At 65.8% G+C, this 16,159-nt stretch carries 12 protein-coding genes and 1 pseudogene; 8 read left to right on the forward strand and 5 right to left on the reverse strand.

The window, feature by feature from the left end; all coding sequences use genetic code 11:
* Window positions 1–612: 612 nt before the first annotated feature.
* The 3 genes and pseudogenes from SYV04_RS37340 to SYV04_RS37350 form a co-directional block, all read right to left on the reverse strand.
* A complete protein-coding gene (locus SYV04_RS37340; RefSeq protein WP_321550827.1) occupies window positions 613–2,316 on the reverse strand; it encodes a hypothetical protein in 1,704 nt (567 codons plus the stop codon).
* A gap of 189 nt (window positions 2,317–2,505) precedes the next feature.
* A pseudogene (locus tag SYV04_RS37345) lies at window positions 2,506–3,298 on the reverse strand (IS5 family transposase).
* A gap of 701 nt (window positions 3,299–3,999) precedes the next feature.
* Window positions 4,000–4,389 (reverse strand): hypothetical protein, encoded by a 390-nt coding sequence (locus SYV04_RS37350; protein WP_321550828.1) that lies wholly within the window; start codon window positions 4,387–4,389, stop codon window positions 4,000–4,002.
* 210 nt (window positions 4,390–4,599) lie between these two features.
* Here SYV04_RS37350 and SYV04_RS37355 point away from each other — a divergent pair, with 210 nt between their 5' ends.
* Complete coding sequence (locus SYV04_RS37355) at window positions 4,600–5,076, forward strand: IS110 family transposase (RefSeq protein WP_321550829.1); 477 nt, start codon at window positions 4,600–4,602, stop codon at window positions 5,074–5,076.
* A 92-nt stretch (window positions 5,077–5,168) separates the two neighbouring features.
* Here SYV04_RS37355 and SYV04_RS37360 read toward each other — a convergent pair whose 3' ends face one another.
* Window positions 5,169–6,074 carry a LysR family transcriptional regulator gene (locus tag SYV04_RS37360; protein ID WP_321550830.1) on the reverse strand — a complete coding sequence of 302 codons (906 nt, stop codon included), beginning with the start codon at window positions 6,072–6,074 and terminating at the stop codon, window positions 5,169–5,171.
* Between the two features lie 242 nt (window positions 6,075–6,316).
* On the opposite strand from SYV04_RS37360, the gene SYV04_RS37365 reads away from it, so the two are divergent.
* The 7 genes from SYV04_RS37365 to SYV04_RS37395 all read left to right on the forward strand — a co-directional run bounded on the left by SYV04_RS37365 (window position 6,317) and on the right by SYV04_RS37395 (window position 14,620).
* Entirely contained in the window at window positions 6,317–7,213 is an 897-nt protein-coding gene (locus tag SYV04_RS37365) for an aldo/keto reductase (protein WP_321550831.1), read from the forward strand.
* A 43-nt stretch (window positions 7,214–7,256) separates the two neighbouring features.
* Complete coding sequence (locus SYV04_RS37370; protein ID WP_321550832.1) at window positions 7,257–8,354, forward strand: alpha/beta hydrolase; 1,098 nt, start codon at window positions 7,257–7,259, stop codon at window positions 8,352–8,354.
* 61 nt (window positions 8,355–8,415) lie between these two features.
* The gene (locus tag SYV04_RS37375) at window positions 8,416–9,591 is read left to right on the forward strand and encodes an aldo/keto reductase (RefSeq protein ID WP_321550833.1); all 1,176 of its coding nucleotides are present in this window, start codon (window positions 8,416–8,418) and stop codon (window positions 9,589–9,591) included.
* 113 nt (window positions 9,592–9,704) lie between these two features.
* The gene (locus SYV04_RS37380; RefSeq protein ID WP_321550834.1) at window positions 9,705–10,508 is read left to right on the forward strand and encodes a (R)-mandelonitrile lyase; all 804 of its coding nucleotides are present in this window, start codon (window positions 9,705–9,707) and stop codon (window positions 10,506–10,508) included.
* A 326-nt stretch (window positions 10,509–10,834) separates the two neighbouring features.
* Window positions 10,835–12,265, forward strand: a complete 1,431-nt coding sequence (locus tag SYV04_RS37385) for a restriction endonuclease fold toxin 5 domain-containing protein (RefSeq protein WP_479691455.1) — start codon at window positions 10,835–10,837, stop codon at window positions 12,263–12,265.
* A 22-nt stretch (window positions 12,266–12,287) separates the two neighbouring features.
* Complete coding sequence (locus SYV04_RS37390; RefSeq protein ID WP_321550836.1) at window positions 12,288–13,007, forward strand: immunity 52 family protein; 720 nt, start codon at window positions 12,288–12,290, stop codon at window positions 13,005–13,007.
* A gap of 104 nt (window positions 13,008–13,111) precedes the next feature.
* Entirely contained in the window at window positions 13,112–14,620 is a 1,509-nt protein-coding gene (locus SYV04_RS37395; RefSeq protein ID WP_321550837.1) for a CPBP family intramembrane glutamic endopeptidase, read from the forward strand.
* 78 nt (window positions 14,621–14,698) lie between these two features.
* Here SYV04_RS37395 and SYV04_RS37400 read toward each other — a convergent pair whose 3' ends face one another.
* On the reverse strand, window positions 14,699–16,084 hold the full coding sequence (locus SYV04_RS37400) for an immunoglobulin domain-containing protein (protein ID WP_321550838.1): 1,386 nt from the start codon (window positions 16,082–16,084) through the stop codon (window positions 14,699–14,701).
* Between the last annotated feature and the right edge of the window lie 75 nt (window positions 16,085–16,159).

The following is a 16,159-nucleotide window of genomic DNA, read 5'->3' on the forward strand; positions in this document are numbered from 1 at the left end:
TGCAGCAGTCGTCGAGGCTGAGCTCGACGCCATCTGCCGGGACGACTCCTTCCTGCGCCGCCTGTGGCAGAGTTCGGAGCTTCCGATCCCGCCAGCCCTGACATTACTTTCCTGAGAGCCTATAAATTAGGGGAGGTCGTCTACCAGGAGCCCTACCTTCTGCTGGGCCTCGGGAATGGAGGCAACGCCTGCACCGAGGACCTTCTCTTCGACTGTGGCGCGTCGATCATCGCGCGCGCCTCGTTCCTCCGGTTACCGGAGGTTGCGATCCCTATCCTTGGCGGCAAGGACGGCCTGCGGACGCTTTGGGCCGTGGAGAAGGGAGTCTTCGAACAGGCGGACTACCTGGAAGCGGCCAGGCTCTTCGCCTCGCGCCACGTCTACATGGTGAAGAGCCTCGCGGTCTGGAATTGGAGCCGCTCAGGCACTGTTGGCTGCGGAATGGCCAACAGCGCAACGCAACTTCTTCGGCTACCTGCCCGAGGAGCTTCAAAGGCATTTCCCTGAGGGACGCGATGCCGGGCGCCCTGCACGCGAGCCCGGGGGCAGAAGCGGGCTTCCTGGAAGCGCGCTTGGCGGCAGCTGCGCGTTCACCCGTCCTGCGCGCCAAACTCATTGGGCTTCGGTATCGAGCGTAATCCAGGCGAAGCCTTCACCATCGACCGACACCTTTGAAAGAGGGCCCTCGCCTGTCGGCAGCGTCCCGGCGGCGAGCGCCGTTTCCCGGCGACTGAGAAGGTCATCTCGATACCGCTCCACGTCGTTCGCCAGGCGTTCTCGGGAGGGCCGCTTCGAGAGGGCGAGGAGTTGCGCCGCGGCAAGTGCCGCGTCGTCGGCGTTCTTCGCGACGACCCGCAGCTCCGTTGTGCGGCGGGAAAGAGGCGCACGGTAGAGCCAGACGTTTTGCCCCTCGCGGACCGGAAGCGCAGTCACAGCGGTAGCTGAACGTGCGCGACGCAGCGTCGACGCCACCGTCTCCCAAGTGACCCCCTCAAGGAGCAGCGGCGGCAATGATGCCCGGTCTCGGGGCCGTCGAATGCTCCTGTGAGAGTGCTCCTTGAGCCACGTCTCAGGAGGGACGAGCTCGACCTCCTTTGCCTTCGCTGGGGGTGTCCGCGCAGGCGGCCCCCGCTTCGGGCCTTCCCGGTCCACCTGTGGAGCGCTCATAACCTCATCCGCCGACCCGCTGGCGGTAACACCTGGGGCCATCGCCGCAGTGGGATGCGTTCCCCGCTCGAAGTCGTGGAGTGTGACCGCGTCTGTCAAGGCTTCGCGGCCTGCGATGTGCTCCAGCTCCTTCAGCATCTTCCCCGCATCCGCCCAATCGTTGTCCGCTGCGAACGCGACCATGTCGAGGAGGGGCTGAAGGTGAGCCTGCGACTGGGGCTCCGGCGTGGTGTGGAGCAAAGAGGAGAACGCCTCGTGCAGAAACTCCGCCGCCTCAGCCCAATCGGCCTTGTTGGCGAGCATGTACGCCTCGAAGACCTGGGCAGGGCTCTTTGGCACCATCGGCTCGATGACGGTTTTGCTGTTGAAGAACAGCGGAAGGAGCACCATCGGCGCGCCGGCTCTGCGGAGGCATTCGGAGCACGTGTGGGGGCATGACTTCTGTTTCTTGAACTGCAAGCCTGGCAGCATGCCCAGAACGAATCTCCCGTCCGCGATAAAGGGGGTTGCAATCGCGGAGCGATGCGCGCTGACCCGAGCGCGGCGCACAATACGCTTCGTCACGACGGCCGATGCCTTGCCGCTGCCGAGCGGCCGGCTCAGCGTGTACACGGACGAAATCTGCTCTAACGCTTCCCGGCGCCTGGCGGAGATTTCACTACAGATGGAGTACGTCAGGGGGTCGAAGCTCCGCCGCGCGGCCTTCGCTCGAAGGCGCTCCGCGTTGTTAGTTCGGGCCTTCGCCTCAAGGGCGACGATTTCGTTTTTCGCCGGGTCGAAGCAGAGAAAGTCGGGGCGCATGTCACCCGACGGGCGAACGATTCGCGCGATGCGTGCTCGTGGGACATGCACTTGGCGGACTACCTCCGCCGCGAGGAACTCGCCGAAGTCGCCCAACAGCGAAGTGGGGACGGACTGAGAATCGTCGCCACGCCAATTTCCAGCGAGGAGGTCCGCGTAGAACTCAGGGAGGGCGCTGAGGATCTGGCCCCAGTTCCCCTCCAGCCGTGGCGCGAATTGCTCGAGCGTTTCCGGCGCGACTTCGAGGTCCAGCGGCTTCGCACGAGCCGCGAGAATCCCCTTCTTTATCGCGGATGCCTTGTCGCCGATGTGGAGCCGCGGCGTGACGATTTGGAACTTGGCTGGCATATCTCCCTCGAAAATGGCGGTTCGCTCTCCGCGTTGACCGTGGGGCTCCTCAATGTGAGCAGCGGTTCCGGGCGTTGTGAGCAGCGGAGCGTTGACAGGTTCCGGTTTCCGCGCCCCCACGCGGCCGCGCCACGCAGGCTTGCCGGAAAGACACTATAGAATATGTCTCTTTAGAGCGCCTAACAAAAGTCAGGTTTGAAGGCGGCGAAAGAGTATCAGGCAGTAGCCCAGGACGAGGAAGCCGAAGTGGATATCCTCCCGCCGTTCATCGCGTACCCGTAGGCGCCGCTACCGGTTCTTCCACGAGTTCGTTCGCTCCACCACCCAGCGGTGGCGCCCCAGCCGCTGCTTCGATTCGATGCCGGGTCTTGCAATACGAGGAGCGATGCCGCGTCGTCGCAGTTCCCGACGGTTCTTGCGCGAGGCGTACGCCTTGTCGGCGTGCAGTTTGGCGGAGCGGTGACGAGGACGCCCCTGCGGCTGCTTGACATCCGGGATGACGTCCAGCAGGGGGAACAACTCGTGGGTGTCATGGACGTTGGCCTCCGTCAGACTCTCGGCCAGAGGAAGGCCCTCTCTGTCGACGAGAAGATGATGCTTGCTACCCGCCTTCGCTCGGTCCGTCGGGTTCTTGCCTGCGAGGGCCCCCTTTTGAAGCTCGGACTGTCGAGGAGTCGATCGAGACACGGCTGAAGTCCACCAAGTCCTGCTGCCCCAACTCGTTGAGCAGGGCGCGCTGGAGCTTCTCGAACACTCCGGCCCGAATCCACTGCTCCAGGCGCCTCCATGCCGTCATCCCCGACAGGCCGAACTGCTTCTGTGGGAGCATCTCCCAGGGGATGCCGGTTTTGAGCACGAAGACGATGGCCTCCAAGGCGGCCCGGTCATCGGCACGTGGCCGGCCGGGCTTCTTCTTCTTGGGGGCGGGAAGCAGCGGAGCCACTCGCTCCCACAGTGCGTCCGGTACCAGCTCGCGAGCCATGCACCACGGTGTTCACGGTCCACCCGTCCGTCCAACTAAGCGTCGTGCAAGCGATATTCGTGCGCTACGCAGGCTCATCGGGTGCATCACGCAGGGGTGGAAATGGCATGAGCAACTCCAGCGCCTTCTCGACGGGCATCGCACCGTACAAGATTTCAGAGGTGCATTGGTCTGGGGCAGCAGCTTTTTGAAAACCGCTGATCGACGCACAGGAAACTCAATCAATCTGAAAGCGCTCTGCCAGGCACTCTACCATCACAATTTCACGAAGGCGGATCAACCGGCTCATGCACAGGCTCTGCTTCAAGTCATTACGGCAGTCGCGGCTGAGTTGGGGCTTCGCAACGAACTCGCTGAGGCACACAGGTCCTGGCGGCATCACACGCGGAATCAGTTCAGCTGGAGGTTGGCTGCACAAGACGGTGAACCTGAACTGGATCCCGTATTGGCCGAACTCTGGCCAAGGAAGAAGTCCTGAGGGGCGAAGGACCGCGTGCCCGGAGCTGGTGCTTGACGGTGGACTGGACCTGATCACTTCCGTTGCCAGGGACTACAACTGTTGTCAGCCCCCTCGGCGACGGGCGCGGCACCGGGGGCTGGCTCTGGATCGAGCGTGGACTACAGGCCTGGAAGAACCTGCACGGGGACGGATCTTGCCGCCCCCTCCCCCTCCTCGCTCGTGTCCGTGGGCCTCGCTAGAATCAGGCTCTGGGCTGCTTGAGCGTGCCGACCGTGAAGACCACGATGCTTGCCACGAACAGCAGCCCCGACACCAGTGCGAACACCGCTGTGACGAGCATGGCCCGAGTGATGGACTGCGCCAACAGGGCTGCCTTCTCCGCGGGATCCGCCGAGACGGTCTGGAACGCCCACACCAGGCTGAGTGCCGTGCAGGCCATGCCCAGGAGCCCGGCGCCGAGCGAGAGGACCGGCATCCATGCGGCCCGGCGCCACCAGCTACCGCCCTGCCGTTCCGCGACGCTCCGTCCCCAGACCCGCAGCGCCCAGGTGATGAGCACCTGGACCGCCACGCTGACAATCGCGCCAACAATGAAGCCAATGAATTCAGCGAAGGATCCCGAATCCGTCATCGGCGCCCATCATAGGGCCAAAAGGAGTGGTGGGCTCCAGCCGCGTCCCCGCATCGCAACGTGATGATCCGCACCGTGCCGGACGACCGCGCAACTGGCGGCCCATGGCCTCTCCAGCGTGACGCACGGCGCATCGATGGGATGAAGCGGCGGAGCACTATCCATGTGGTAGTGCAGCAGCCCACCACTCAGGACAAGTGGAGGCGCGCAGTGGACTTCATCGGCATCGACGTGCACAAGAGGGAGAGCCAAGTGTGCATCCTGGCTGCAGGGGGAGAGGTGGTGGAGAAGCGCATCCGCACCGAGCGGGAGCGTTTCGCCGAACTGCTTGAGGGCAGGCCCTCTGCCCGCATCTTCATCGAGGCCTCCACCGAGAGTGAGTGGGTGGCCAGATGCCTGGCGAAGCTGGGGCACGAAGTGGTGGTGGCCGACCCGAACTTCGCCCCCATGTACGCGACACGGAGCCGGCGAGTGAAGACGGACAAGCGCGACGCGCGGACGCTGGCGGAGGCGTGCAAGCTGGGAGCGTACAAGCCGGCTCACCGCACCTCGGATGCTCGCCGTCATCTGCGTGCCCATCCGGGCCACCGGGCGGATCCCCTCGCTCTGTCCCGACGGGGACGGCGAACTCTTACGAGCAAATCGGTTCTTGGCGGACCAGATTTGGACCCAATCCGGCGCGCATAGATCGCCGCTTCTGCGCCAAGTAGAAGTGGCCAGTTGGGGAGAGCGGACGTGTTGGGGCACTGCCGGCTGTACGTCGTGGCCCTGATGCGGAGTCACATCGTCTTGGCAGCCACTTCCTTGGCAACCTCGATGAAGAGCCGCAGCGGTCCCGAGCGCTGTGCGCGGCTCGGGAAGTAGAGAAAAAAGCCGGGCACGCTGGGCGCATACTCCTCGAGCACGCGCACCAGCCGCCCCGTGTGCAGCGCCTCCTTCACCGCTGGTTCGAAGGCGTATGCGAGCCCCAGGCCCTGCTCGACCAGGGCCTGCGTCAGCTCGCGGTGGTTGGTGACGATGCCGCCGCGCACGGGCACCCGCCAGTTGCGCTTGCCGCGCTCCAGTTCCCAGGCGTAGAGCGCACCGCTTGAGGGGACGCGGATGGTGAAGCACTCGTGGCGCAGCAGGTCCTCAGGCCGCCGAGGCGTGCCGTGCTTCGCGAGGTAGCTGGGGGCGGCCACCACAACGAAGCGAAAGGCGTCGGTGAGGCGCACCTGCACCATGTCCCGCTCGATGGCCTCGTGGAGGCGCACGCCCGCGTCGTAGCCCTCGACGACGATGTCCACGAAGCGGTTCTCGACCACCACCTCCACCTCCACCCTCGGGTGGCGGCCGCGGAAGGCCGGCAGCACCGGGGCGATGACGTAGGGCACCGCGATTTCGGGCACCGTCAGCTTCAGCCGCCCCACCGCTTCCCCCGGCTGTGCCGACACCTCCTGCAGGGAGGCAAGCGCCTGGCCGAGTCCCGGCCCTGCACCCTCAAGCAGTCGCCGGCCTGCTTCGGTGAGCGCCATGCTGCGGGTGGTGCGGGTGAAGAGCACTACCCGCAGCTGATCCTCGAGCTGGCGCACGGACTGGCTCACCGCCGCCGGAGAGACACCCAGTTCGCGCGCCGCTGCGCTGAAGCTCCGCAAACGGGCCACCACGAGGAACGTCTGCAACTGTGGCAGGAGGTTGGTCTTCATCGGGAAGTGTCCATGCGGACGCTGATGGGGCGCCCTGTCTGCGCATCGCGCCTCGGACCTGACGCGCTGGCCGCGACTGCCTCTTAGCAGCAGCCATTTTCAACTGCAGCTTTAAAGCCCTTTGAGCTCTCGCCACCTAGTTTGGTGCAGCCCAGAGGGCTACTTCTCTTCTTGTCACGGCGGAGCCCTCGAGTCGGGGGCCGCCACCCACCGCGCGACGGACGCGCAGGGAAGAGAAGAGCATGAGCACGAGGAACCCCTTTCTCACCCTCAACAACGGCGTGCAGATGCCGGCCCTCGGGCTCGGCGTGTTCCAGAGCACGCCCGAGCAGACATCGAGCTCCGTCGTCGCGGCCCTCGTGCGTGGCTACCGGCTCATCGACACGGCGGCCGCCTACCTCAACGAGCGGCAGGTGGGTGAGGCCATCGCCCGCAGTGGCGTGCCGCGCTCCGACGTGTTCGTCACGACGAAGCTGTGGATCAGCGACTACGGCTACGAGCGCGCCCTGCGCGCCTTCGATGTGAGCTTGCGCAAGCTCGGCCTGGAGTACATCGACCTGTATCTCCTCCACCAGCCGTTGCCCTCGGACTTCGAGGCGACCGTGGGGGCGTACCAAGCCGCCGAGAAGCTGCTCGCGGACGGGCGCGTCCGTGCCATCGGCGTGAGTAACTTCAGCCCGAAGCAGTTGGAGGACCTCGCCGCGCGCACCCGCGTGGTGCCCGCCGTGAACCAGGTGGAGGTGCACCCCTTCTTCACCCAGCGCGAGCTGCGCGCCCACCACGCGCGCCACGGCATCGTCACCCAGGCCTGGTCGCCACTCGGCGGCGTCAACGTGTATATGCCCGGTGACCCCAAGGCGGTAAAGAACCCGCTGGCGCACCCGGTCGTCGTCGTGCTCTCGGAGAAGTACCGCAAGACGCCCGCCCAGGTGGTGCTGCGCTGGCACGTGCAGAGCGGCCTGTCGGCCATCCCCAAGTCGGTGCGGCCCGAGCGCATCGCCGAGAACTTCGACGTCTTCGACTTCGCCCTGACGGCGGAGGAGGGCGCGGCCATCGACGCGCTGGACACCGGCGTGCGCGGCGGCCCGCCCGCCGAGGTCGTCGACAGCATGCGCTTCTCCATCTCCATCCCGGACTGAGTGGTCAGTTCTCGAAGACGCGGGAAAAGAAAGCATTGGACCGATGAAACACCTCGAGGCATTCGCGCTGCTCACTGTCGTTCTCAGCGCCTCTGCATGCGCAACCAGGGCCGAATACAATCCACCCGGAGCGCTGCTCATTCAGGAGCAAGGCAGCTTCGCGGTCGGCGGAACGGTCATCACCGCGCCCGGCACGTTCGACCCCTTCAGACAGGGCCATTTCAACCCCGCGGGGCAAGATCCCGCGGGGCAGACGTTGCACGGTGATCACGCCTATGTGTCCTATCAGCTCCCGGTAAATGCCAGAGCGCTCCCGCTCGTGTTCTGGCACGGCCATGGCCAGTCCGCGAAGACGTGGGAGAGCACGCCGGACGGCCGGGAGGGATTCCGGAGCATTTTCCTGCGCCGCCGCTTTCCGGTGTATTTGATCGATCAACCCCGGCGCGGCCGCGCGGCGCGCAGCACTCAGCCCAGCACACTGACGGCTGCGCCTGATGAACAGCTCTGGTTTGGTATCTTCCGCATTGGCCTGTGGCCGGACTTCTACCCGGGCGTGCAGTTCTCGAGCGATCCGGAGGTGCTCAACCAGTTCTTCCGGCAGATGGTGCCCAACACGGGCCCCTACGACGCGGACGTCAATATCAACGCCGTCTCCGCGCTCTTCGACCGGATCGGGCCCGGCGTTCTCGTCACACACTCACAGAGCGGTGGACTCGGCTGGCGCACGGCGATCAAGAACAGAAGTGTGCGAGCCATCGTTTCCTACGAACCGGGTAGTGGCTTCATCTTCCCGCAAGGCGAAGCACCTGAGCCGATGACGTACGCCGGAGGCACGGCAAGAGGCGTCGAGGTGCCGCTGTCGGACTTCATGCAGCTCACGAAGATCCCGATCGTCATGTACTACGGCGACTTCATTGCCGAGAGTCCGACCCCGAATCCGGGCCAGGACCAGTGGCGTGCCACGCTCGCTATGGCACGGCAGTTCCGCGATGCGGTGAACCGCCACGGCGGTGACGTGACTGTCGTGCACCTGCCCGAGGCCGGGGTTCGCGGCAATACGCACTTTCCCATGTCCGATCTCAACAATGTCCAGGTCGCCGACCTTCTGTCGCAGTTCCTCGCGCAGAAGGGGCTGGAGTGAGCCTGGTTGAGCCGTACTACCGAAGAGCAGCCGTCGCAGGACAATGAAGGAAACACCATACATGCGTTCGAAGAAAAATCAGCCCCAGAGCCCCGGCACGGCAGGAAGCAGCCGGCGTGACCTTCTCAAGGGTGCGGTGGCGATGGGTGCAGCTCCGCTCGTGGCCGGGGCCGCAGGTTGCGCGGGCCCGAGCATCGGCGCCCCTCCTCAAGAGTCGAAGGAGCCGCTTGGACGCCGTAAGCTGGGGCGGTTGGAGGTGTCGGCGGTCGGGCTGGGCGTTCAGAACATGAGCCGCAAGTATGAAACGACCGTGCCGAATCGGTCCCAGATGCTCAACATCATCCGGGCGGCCTTCGACCGCGGTGTCACCTTTTACGACGCGGCCGAGGCTTACGGCCCTCATGAGGTGGAACGCATCCTCGGCGAAGGTGTGGCCCCCTTCCGAGATAAGGTCCAGATCGCAACCAAGTTTGGCTGGAACATCGATCAGGAGACCGGCAAGCGACGCCCCGGGCTCAACAGCCGGCCGGAGCACATCAAACGGGTGGTGGAGGGCATGCTGAGGCGCCTTCGCACCGACCGCATCGATCTTCTCTACCAGCACCGGGTGGACCCGGAGGTCCCGATCGAGGACGTCGCTGGCGCAGTTCAGGAGCTGATGGGGCAAGGCAAGGTTCTGTACTGGGGCCTGTCCGAGATGGGGCTGAACACGCTGCGCCGAGCTCACGCCGCGCTGCCCGTCAGCGCCGTCCAGAACGAATACTCCATGCTGTGGCGCGGGCCGGAGCGCGACGTCATTCCGCTCTGCGAGCAGCTGGGAATCGGCTTCGTCCCGTGGAGCCCACTGGGGATCGGTTTCCTCGCCGGTGCCATCGACGCCAATACACGGTTCGCTCCGGGTGACATTCGCGGCGTTGAGCCCCGGTTCTCGCCAGAGAACCTGCCCCACAATCTGGCGCTCGTGGAGCTGGTGAAGAGTTGGGCTCAGCGGAAGCAGGCCTTCCCCGCGCAGATCGCTCTGGCGTGGCTGCTGGCACAGAAGCCCTGGGTCGTGCCCATCCCCGGGACAACACAGATGGCGCATATGCTCGAGAACAACGGCGCGGCTGCGGTTCGATTCACGTCCTCCGAACTCGCTGACTTGAATTCCGCGATTGCCGCGATTCAGGTCCAGGGGCAGCGTCTGCCAGACGCAGTGCTGGTCTTCTCGGGTGTGGAGTCGCCGCCGAAGAAATAGGGAGTTTCGAAAGGACCGACATGAAACTGCTGCCCCTGATCGCATTAGCGCTCCCGCTCGTTGCTGCGGCCTGTGCCCACACAAATAAAACTGGGACCGTCTCGGGTGCGCAGGTGCCCGCGACCGCCCCAGGCGACGGCGCGCAGGCGCTGCAGATTGCCCGTAGCGGCTCGCAGCCCCCGCGCCAGGGACCTGCCGAGAACTTCACGGGGGAGGTGCGCGTCGACCCGCTGTTCCAGGCGAAGGCCCCGGCACGCGCCTCGGGCGCCGCCGTCACGTTCGAGCCTGGCGCCCGGTCCGCCTGGCACTCGCATCCCCTGGGCCAGGTCCTGTACGTGACCGAGGGCGTGGGCCGAGTGCAGCGCTGGGGTGACCCCGTCGAGGAGATTCGCGAGGGGGACGTCGTCTGGATTCCGCCGGGGCAGAAGCACTGGCACGGCGCCTCGCCAAACAGCCGGATGAGGCATATCGCGGTTACGGAGCAGCTCGACGGCAAGGGGGTGGACTGGATGGAGAAGGTCAGCGACGCGCAGTATGGCGCGCCCGCCACGCGTCAGCCGGCCACGGCCGCCGCCCCCGCACGCCTTGGCGTCGGTGCAGATGGCCAGCCCACCACGGCGCAGCGCCTGTTCGGCGACATCTCGCCGAAGATGGTGGAACTCACGGACGGCGTGCTCTTTGGCGACATCTGGGAGCGGCCGCAACTCTCCAAGCGGGACCGCAGCCTGGTGACGGTGAGCGCCCTCATCGCGATGAACCGCCCGGACCAGCTCCGCGGCCACTTCGCCCGTGCGCGTGAGAACGGTGTGACGCGCGAGGAACTCATCGAGAGCATCACCCACCTGGCGTTCTACGCGGGCTGGCCGAGCGCGGTCACGGCACTCGGCGTGGCGAAGGAAGTCTTCGAGAGCAAGTGACACCTGGGCGAGGACACCTCCCGCACACTTCGCCACCCGCGAAGGGCCACCACCATAAGCACCTACCACCCTGCCCCTGCCTCGCACGGCCCCGGCCGCCGTAGGAGCGCTCGCGGCCGCCTGTACTTTCAAGACGGCGCTATTCCCAACGGAAACGGCGCTCGACTGGGTTAGAGCTCTCTCGCCAGAAGCTCCGAGCGGCGGGTTCGATTCCCGCCGCCTCCGGTATCCACGAGCCCTGTGATGGAGCAATAGGCCCGCGTCATCCTGTTAATCTCCTCCTGTGCGCCTGGTAGCGAGCGGGGGCACTGCCTAGGAGGCTGCAGGTGCTGCGCTGGTGGGTTCCGCTACTATTCGCGTTCCTCGCGGGGTGCAGTGCGTCTACAAAGCTCGTCCGACTCGATACAGGTCAGGGCGAGGCGCTCGTCCACTCCCCACGCCGAGACATGGAGCCGGTGGAGGTGAGCGAAGCGCAGTTCAAGCAAGCTGTAGCAGCGCACGCCCCGGCTGTGCCAGCCGTGGAGCGTCCTTTGGAGCACGCCCGGCAACTGCTCGGAGTGCCCGAGCGAAGCGGCTGGTACCGGTACGAGGGCAGGAACCCGCGGCTCATTCCCTCCGCGCCGGGGAACCATCAAGACCTGCGCCTGTTACCAGCGGATGACGAACTGAAGAGTCGCTATCTGCTGTGGTGCGCGAGGACATGGGCCAAGGGGGATTGCCTGCGCCTGCTGGTAGATAGCCCCTCTCTGGACGGGGATGCCAAGTACGCCTTGGCCATGGCGATTGCCCAGAGCCATGTGCTGGGGGCCATGAAGGAAGAACTCGCGCAGATGGTGAGCCCCCAGGCGGTAGTGGCCACGATCGTCAGTGGACTGACCATGTACGCCATTTTGTTGGCGCTCCCAGAGCCGGTGACCAAGGGTGTGGCCGCGCTGCTGACACTGGGAGCCGTGGCGTACCTGGGTTGGGACACGGTGTGGCGTCTGGTGGATGGGTGGCTGGTACTGATGAAGGAGGTGGATCGGGCCACCACCTTCGATGAACTCCAAGCGTCTGGAGAGAAGTTCGCGGGAGTGATGGGGCAAAAGGCGGCCCGAGCGTTTGTCATGCTAGCCACCGTGGCGATGGGAAACACGGCAGCGGGCATGGCGACGACGCTGCCAAAGTTGCCAGGCGCTGGGCAGGCCGCAGGGGTGGCCAGAGCGCAGTTGAACATCCACATGACGGCTCCTGCGCTGGCTCAAGTGGAATCCGTCGCCATCAGTGCCGAAGGCGTCACCATTGCACTGGCCCCCAACGCCGTGGCCATGGCGGCGCCCGACAGCCGCGGCAGTCAGGGTGACGCGAAGGCTGTGCTCTCCCGCTCCCAGGGTCCGGGAGAATGGGGCCACGCGGACGAGTCCATGTCTGAGCAGGCCCGCCGCTATCAGGCACAGGTGACGGGTGCCCCTGAAGGCTACGTCTACCGCGTCAAGGTGGGTGACAAGTCCGTCAAGTTCGATGGCTTCGATGGGGAAGTTCTGCTCGAAACCAAGAGCACTGGCTACGCACAATGGCTCAACAAGAAGCTGGATTTTTTCGGGAACTTCGAGGGGCGCGACCAGATGCTCGAACAGGCCAGGCGCCAGCTCAGGGCCGCCCGTGGAACGCCCATCCGCTGGGTCGTCGCCGAAGAAAAACTCGCGGGTGCGCTCAGGAAGGTATTCCAGGGAGAGGGCCTCCCCATCGAGGTCATTCATGTTCCCCCGGATCCGTGAGGAATCGAGGAATCGCCGTTCGATGATAGAGACCTATTACGCTGGCTCCTACTGGCTCGCCCGGCCTGAATCCGCCGAGGCTTGTGCATACCGCGCGGAGCATTTCTTCCGTAGCCTGGAACGCTGCGACCCAGCGTGGAATCGCTGGTACCCGCCTGCGGATTCCTTTGAGCAGGCGCGCAAACGCCAGTTCACTCCCAATGCCGCGAGTTTCCAGAAACTGTTCGCACAGCAGAAGCACCAGAGCGGTGAAGGCTTCAGTTTCCGCTTGTGGACGGGTGAAAGTCCGGAAGAAACCTCTTCTGCTGGGGCATCGTGCGGTTCAGCTGAGTCTTGGCTTCCATCCAACTGTGTGCTCACACCCTTCGATGAAGGTCCTGTCGGAGAGCGAGTGCTGACCGCTTCCGTCATGACCGACGTGCTGCGCTCCATGAGCGTGGCCTGGGAACCCGAGTGGGCAGTGGCTACCTCTCATCAGCACTTGGAGATGCTGGCTCAGCAGGTCATCCCCCCAGGCACTTTCGTAGGCTGGGTGATGTATTTCTCGCGGCTGCGAGGCACCGTGCCCCCACTGCCTGCCCCTGTGCGTATCGAGCCCTTGGAAGACAAGGGCACCCTCGTCATCCTTACCCCTGAGCGGTTCTCCGCCTCCAACCCCGAGCACGTGGCCCTGGCCGCCCGTGTCCATGAGTTACTGAAGCGTGCCGGGCTGCTGCGGCCGTTGCAACCCTGGCCGGCATGACGGCTTCACCAAGATGGCGGGTTCGATTCCCGCCGCCTCCATGCAGAACAACCCGCCGCTTTGAGTTCGCTCTCCTGCAACCCATGCACTAGGTTGGGACTCGCGTGTCCGAGACTGAGCTGCTGCCCGAGTCTGAGCCACCCACCCCCCCCGTGCCGCCTCCCGGGCAGCCCGTGCCGCCCGTGCGTCCCTTCAATGACGCGGTGACGGTGGGGTTCACGCTGGTGCTCCTCTTCGGTGTCATCACCACCATCGTGGGCTCGCTGGAGGGCACGCGTTACTTCGAGTCCTTCCGGCAGCCGCTGGCAGTGACAGCGCAGTTCTTCGATCGCGAACTGGAGATCGCCGAAGTGCCGCCTCCCACGGCCGCGTGGGCCCAGCCGTTGAAGCCGCTGCTCATCTCGCCGATGCCCGAGGTGCATGAGCTCGTCATCCGCGCGTTTGAACAGGCGCTCGAGGCGCATCTCCGCGGGACGATTGGCGGCCCACCGGAGGAGGTGCGCCTCGTGGAAGGGCGGCTCGCGCTGGTGCTGGGCGAGGCCGGCAGGAGCAAGCCGCTGGAGGGGCGGCTCCACTCCCTCGCGGCGATGGGGCAGGAGGAGGCGCGGCTCGCGAGGGTGATTCGCTACGCCTACGGGTTCTCGGACGAGCCGCTTTCCCGGGAACAGCTGGAGGAGGTGCTCCCGCTGTTGAACGATCCCGCGCGCCCGAAACACACCTGGGCCACGGACCGGCTGGAACAGCGCACCCTGCGCCGCTTGGGCGATCAGGAGGGAGCGCGCAACGCCGAGGCGCGCATCCTGGAGCGCGGCTCGCGGGCGTTCACTCACGACCTGGCGCTGTACGGGACGATGATGGGGGTGGTGCTGGTGGGGCTGCTGCTCGGGGTGCTCCGACTCCTGCTGCGCCGTCCGCTGCCGCGAGTGGCCTCGGGTTTCAGCCCCGCGCCCTGGACCGGGAGCGAGGGCTACGCCATGGCGGTGCGGGCCGTCGTCTTCTCTCAGGCCGGCTTCTTCTGCATCCCCGACGTCAGCCCGGCGAGCATGCTCCTCGGATTCCTGCTCGGCTGGGTGCCGATGCTGTACTACCTGACCCAGCGGGTGCCCAAGGCATACGGTGTCCAGCCCTCCGGGTTGTTCGGCCTCCGGCTCGAGGCGCCCGTCACGTCGCTGCTGCTGGTGACGCTGGTGCTCGTCTCGCTCGAGCAGGCGTTCGCGATGGGCGTGGGCATCGCGGGCCGCTCCCTGGAGATGGAGCGCTGGTACGAAGGGATGATGGAGGACCTGATGCGCGGCAGCCCCGCCGAGGTGGCGGGGCTCGTCATCATGGCGGTGATCGGCGCCCCGCTCTTCGAGGAGCTGGCCTTCCGGGGGATCCTCTACACGTCCCTGCGCACCCGGTTGGGCCCGTGGCTCTCGGCGGTGGTGAGCGCCGCGCTCTTCACGCTGCTGCACGTGTACTCGCCCATCGGCATGCTGATGCTGTTCACCGGCGCCGTGGTGAGCGCCCTCGTCTACGAGCGCACCCGCAGCCTGCTGCCCTGTATCATCGCTCACGCGATGAACAACCTGCTCGTCGCGGGGACGAGCCTGCTCGTGTACCGGGGGGCTTGACCTTCAATTCCCGCCTCCGCCAAGACCAAGCTCTGGGAGGTTCGTGGAGCCGGAGAGGCCGGCCCATTCTCGGCCCCCTCAGGGACTGGGCGTCGGGGCTCTCTCTTGACGCTCCGGTGGAGCGGGCACCCGCACACTCTGGGGGTGAACCACCTGGGGGATGACCCGCTGGTATCGCTCGCCGTGGGTCAGCGTCCCCAGGGCATAGACGACGAAGGGCGTTGAAGGGAGTTCCACCGATCCGAACAGCTCCAGCGGGTCTCCTTCCGCGTCCGGTGCGAGGTGGAGGGTGCGCAGGGGTACTCCCGCCTTGCTGCGCAGCTCGACCTGGACCGAGGCGATATCGCCGGAGAGCTCCACGGCCACGGTCATGGGCATGCCACTGACAGGGGAACCCTGGATGCGGAAGAGCCCCTGATGCCCGGGGCGCCCGCGAGGCTCGACGAAGGTGAACTGGTCCAGGTTCACCGGGCTCTCTCCGACGACGGTGAGCGAGTACGCGCCGCTCGGGTTCGTGGTGATGGTCCAGAGGCCGGCCTTGGGGGCGAGCACGGTCGCTACAAGGCCTGTCGAGAGCGAAACGAACTCCACCTCTCGATCCGTGGGCTTCACCACGGACCCATCGGGGCGGAGGAGCTGAAGAGAGGGGCTGCCGCTCATCGAGACCGTCACCCGTGACAACGTGGAGTCCACAGGGAGGGTGAAGCGCCTGTCGCCACCGCCGACGTCCGTCACCGAGAGGAGGGTGACGGCGTTGGCCGGAGCCAGGGTGGGCCCCACTCCGAGGAGCAGCTCGAGCTGACTCTGGGTGAGCTGGGCCTTGAGGTCACGGATGAACTGTTGGGTGGCCTCGCGCGCGGAGCGGGCCGCGGCACCGTGGAGGTGGGAGTGCTCGGAGAGCACCGGGAAGAGCGTGTCCTTGTTGATGCCTCCTCGCGGGCCGCGCCCGGAGTCGAAGGGCCCGCCGTGGCGACACTTGGAGGAGATCGCGGGTTGCTCCACCTCCCCCCCGTAGTAGCCACTGGTCAGGCTGGGGGTGATGACGTTGTGGGTGCAATCGATGCCTTCACAGGGCTTACACGTCGGGGCCTCCGGAGCCGCGACCTCTGGGAGCCCGATGCTGGCGTTCCACAAAGCCGGGAGGGCACCGCGCCCTCCGGACTCGATGAAGGTGGAATGTGAGTAGAAGTCCTGGAGGGTGTGGAGCGCCTGGCCCAGGCTGCTCCGGGCGCCCGTGGCGTCCCCCACGGCGAGCTTGCGCTTCACCTCGTCGGTGAGCGTGATGAGCCGTTGCTTGCCCGCGGCGAAGCTCTCGCCATCGAAGTGCTTGAAGCCATTCGTCTGGTCTTCATCCACCGCGGCGTTCGCGGTCCAGATTTCCTGGATGGCCTGCTTCATGGACGGGGTCAGCTCTGAAGTACCGAAGAACTCGGCATCGAGTTCCTGGATCGATTGCTTCGTCATCTCCTGGTGCGTGACACCCGATCCACCCAGGCCACACCGGAGACCCTTGGTGGGACAGAACGCCTGCGCCGGGTT

Source organism: Hyalangium ruber (genome assembly GCF_034259325.1).
Classification (GTDB): domain Bacteria; phylum Myxococcota; class Myxococcia; order Myxococcales; family Myxococcaceae; genus Hyalangium_A; species Hyalangium_A rubrum.

Excerpts from the sequence above, each read along its gene's own strand:
- SYV04_RS37375 (WP_321550833.1), top strand. The coding sequence starts at position 8,416 with ATGCGTTCGAAGAAAAATCAGCCCCAGAGCCCCGGCACGGCAGGAAGC.
- SYV04_RS37390 (WP_321550836.1), top strand. The coding sequence starts at position 12,288 with ATGATAGAGACCTATTACGCTGGCTCCTACTGGCTCGCCCGGCCTGAA.
- SYV04_RS37350 (WP_321550828.1), bottom strand. The coding sequence starts at position 4,389 with ATGACGGATTCGGGATCCTTCGCTGAATTCATTGGCTTCATTGTTGGC.
- SYV04_RS37400 (WP_321550838.1), bottom strand. The coding sequence starts at position 16,084 with ATGACGAAGCAATCGATCCAGGAACTCGATGCCGAGTTCTTCGGTACT.
- SYV04_RS37360 (WP_321550830.1), bottom strand. The coding sequence starts at position 6,074 with ATGAAGACCAACCTCCTGCCACAGTTGCAGACGTTCCTCGTGGTGGCC.
- SYV04_RS37370 (WP_321550832.1), top strand. The coding sequence starts at position 7,257 with ATGAAACACCTCGAGGCATTCGCGCTGCTCACTGTCGTTCTCAGCGCC.
- SYV04_RS37340 (WP_321550827.1), bottom strand. The coding sequence starts at position 2,316 with ATGCCAGCCAAGTTCCAAATCGTCACGCCGCGGCTCCACATCGGCGAC.
- SYV04_RS37365 (WP_321550831.1), top strand. The coding sequence starts at position 6,317 with ATGAGCACGAGGAACCCCTTTCTCACCCTCAACAACGGCGTGCAGATG.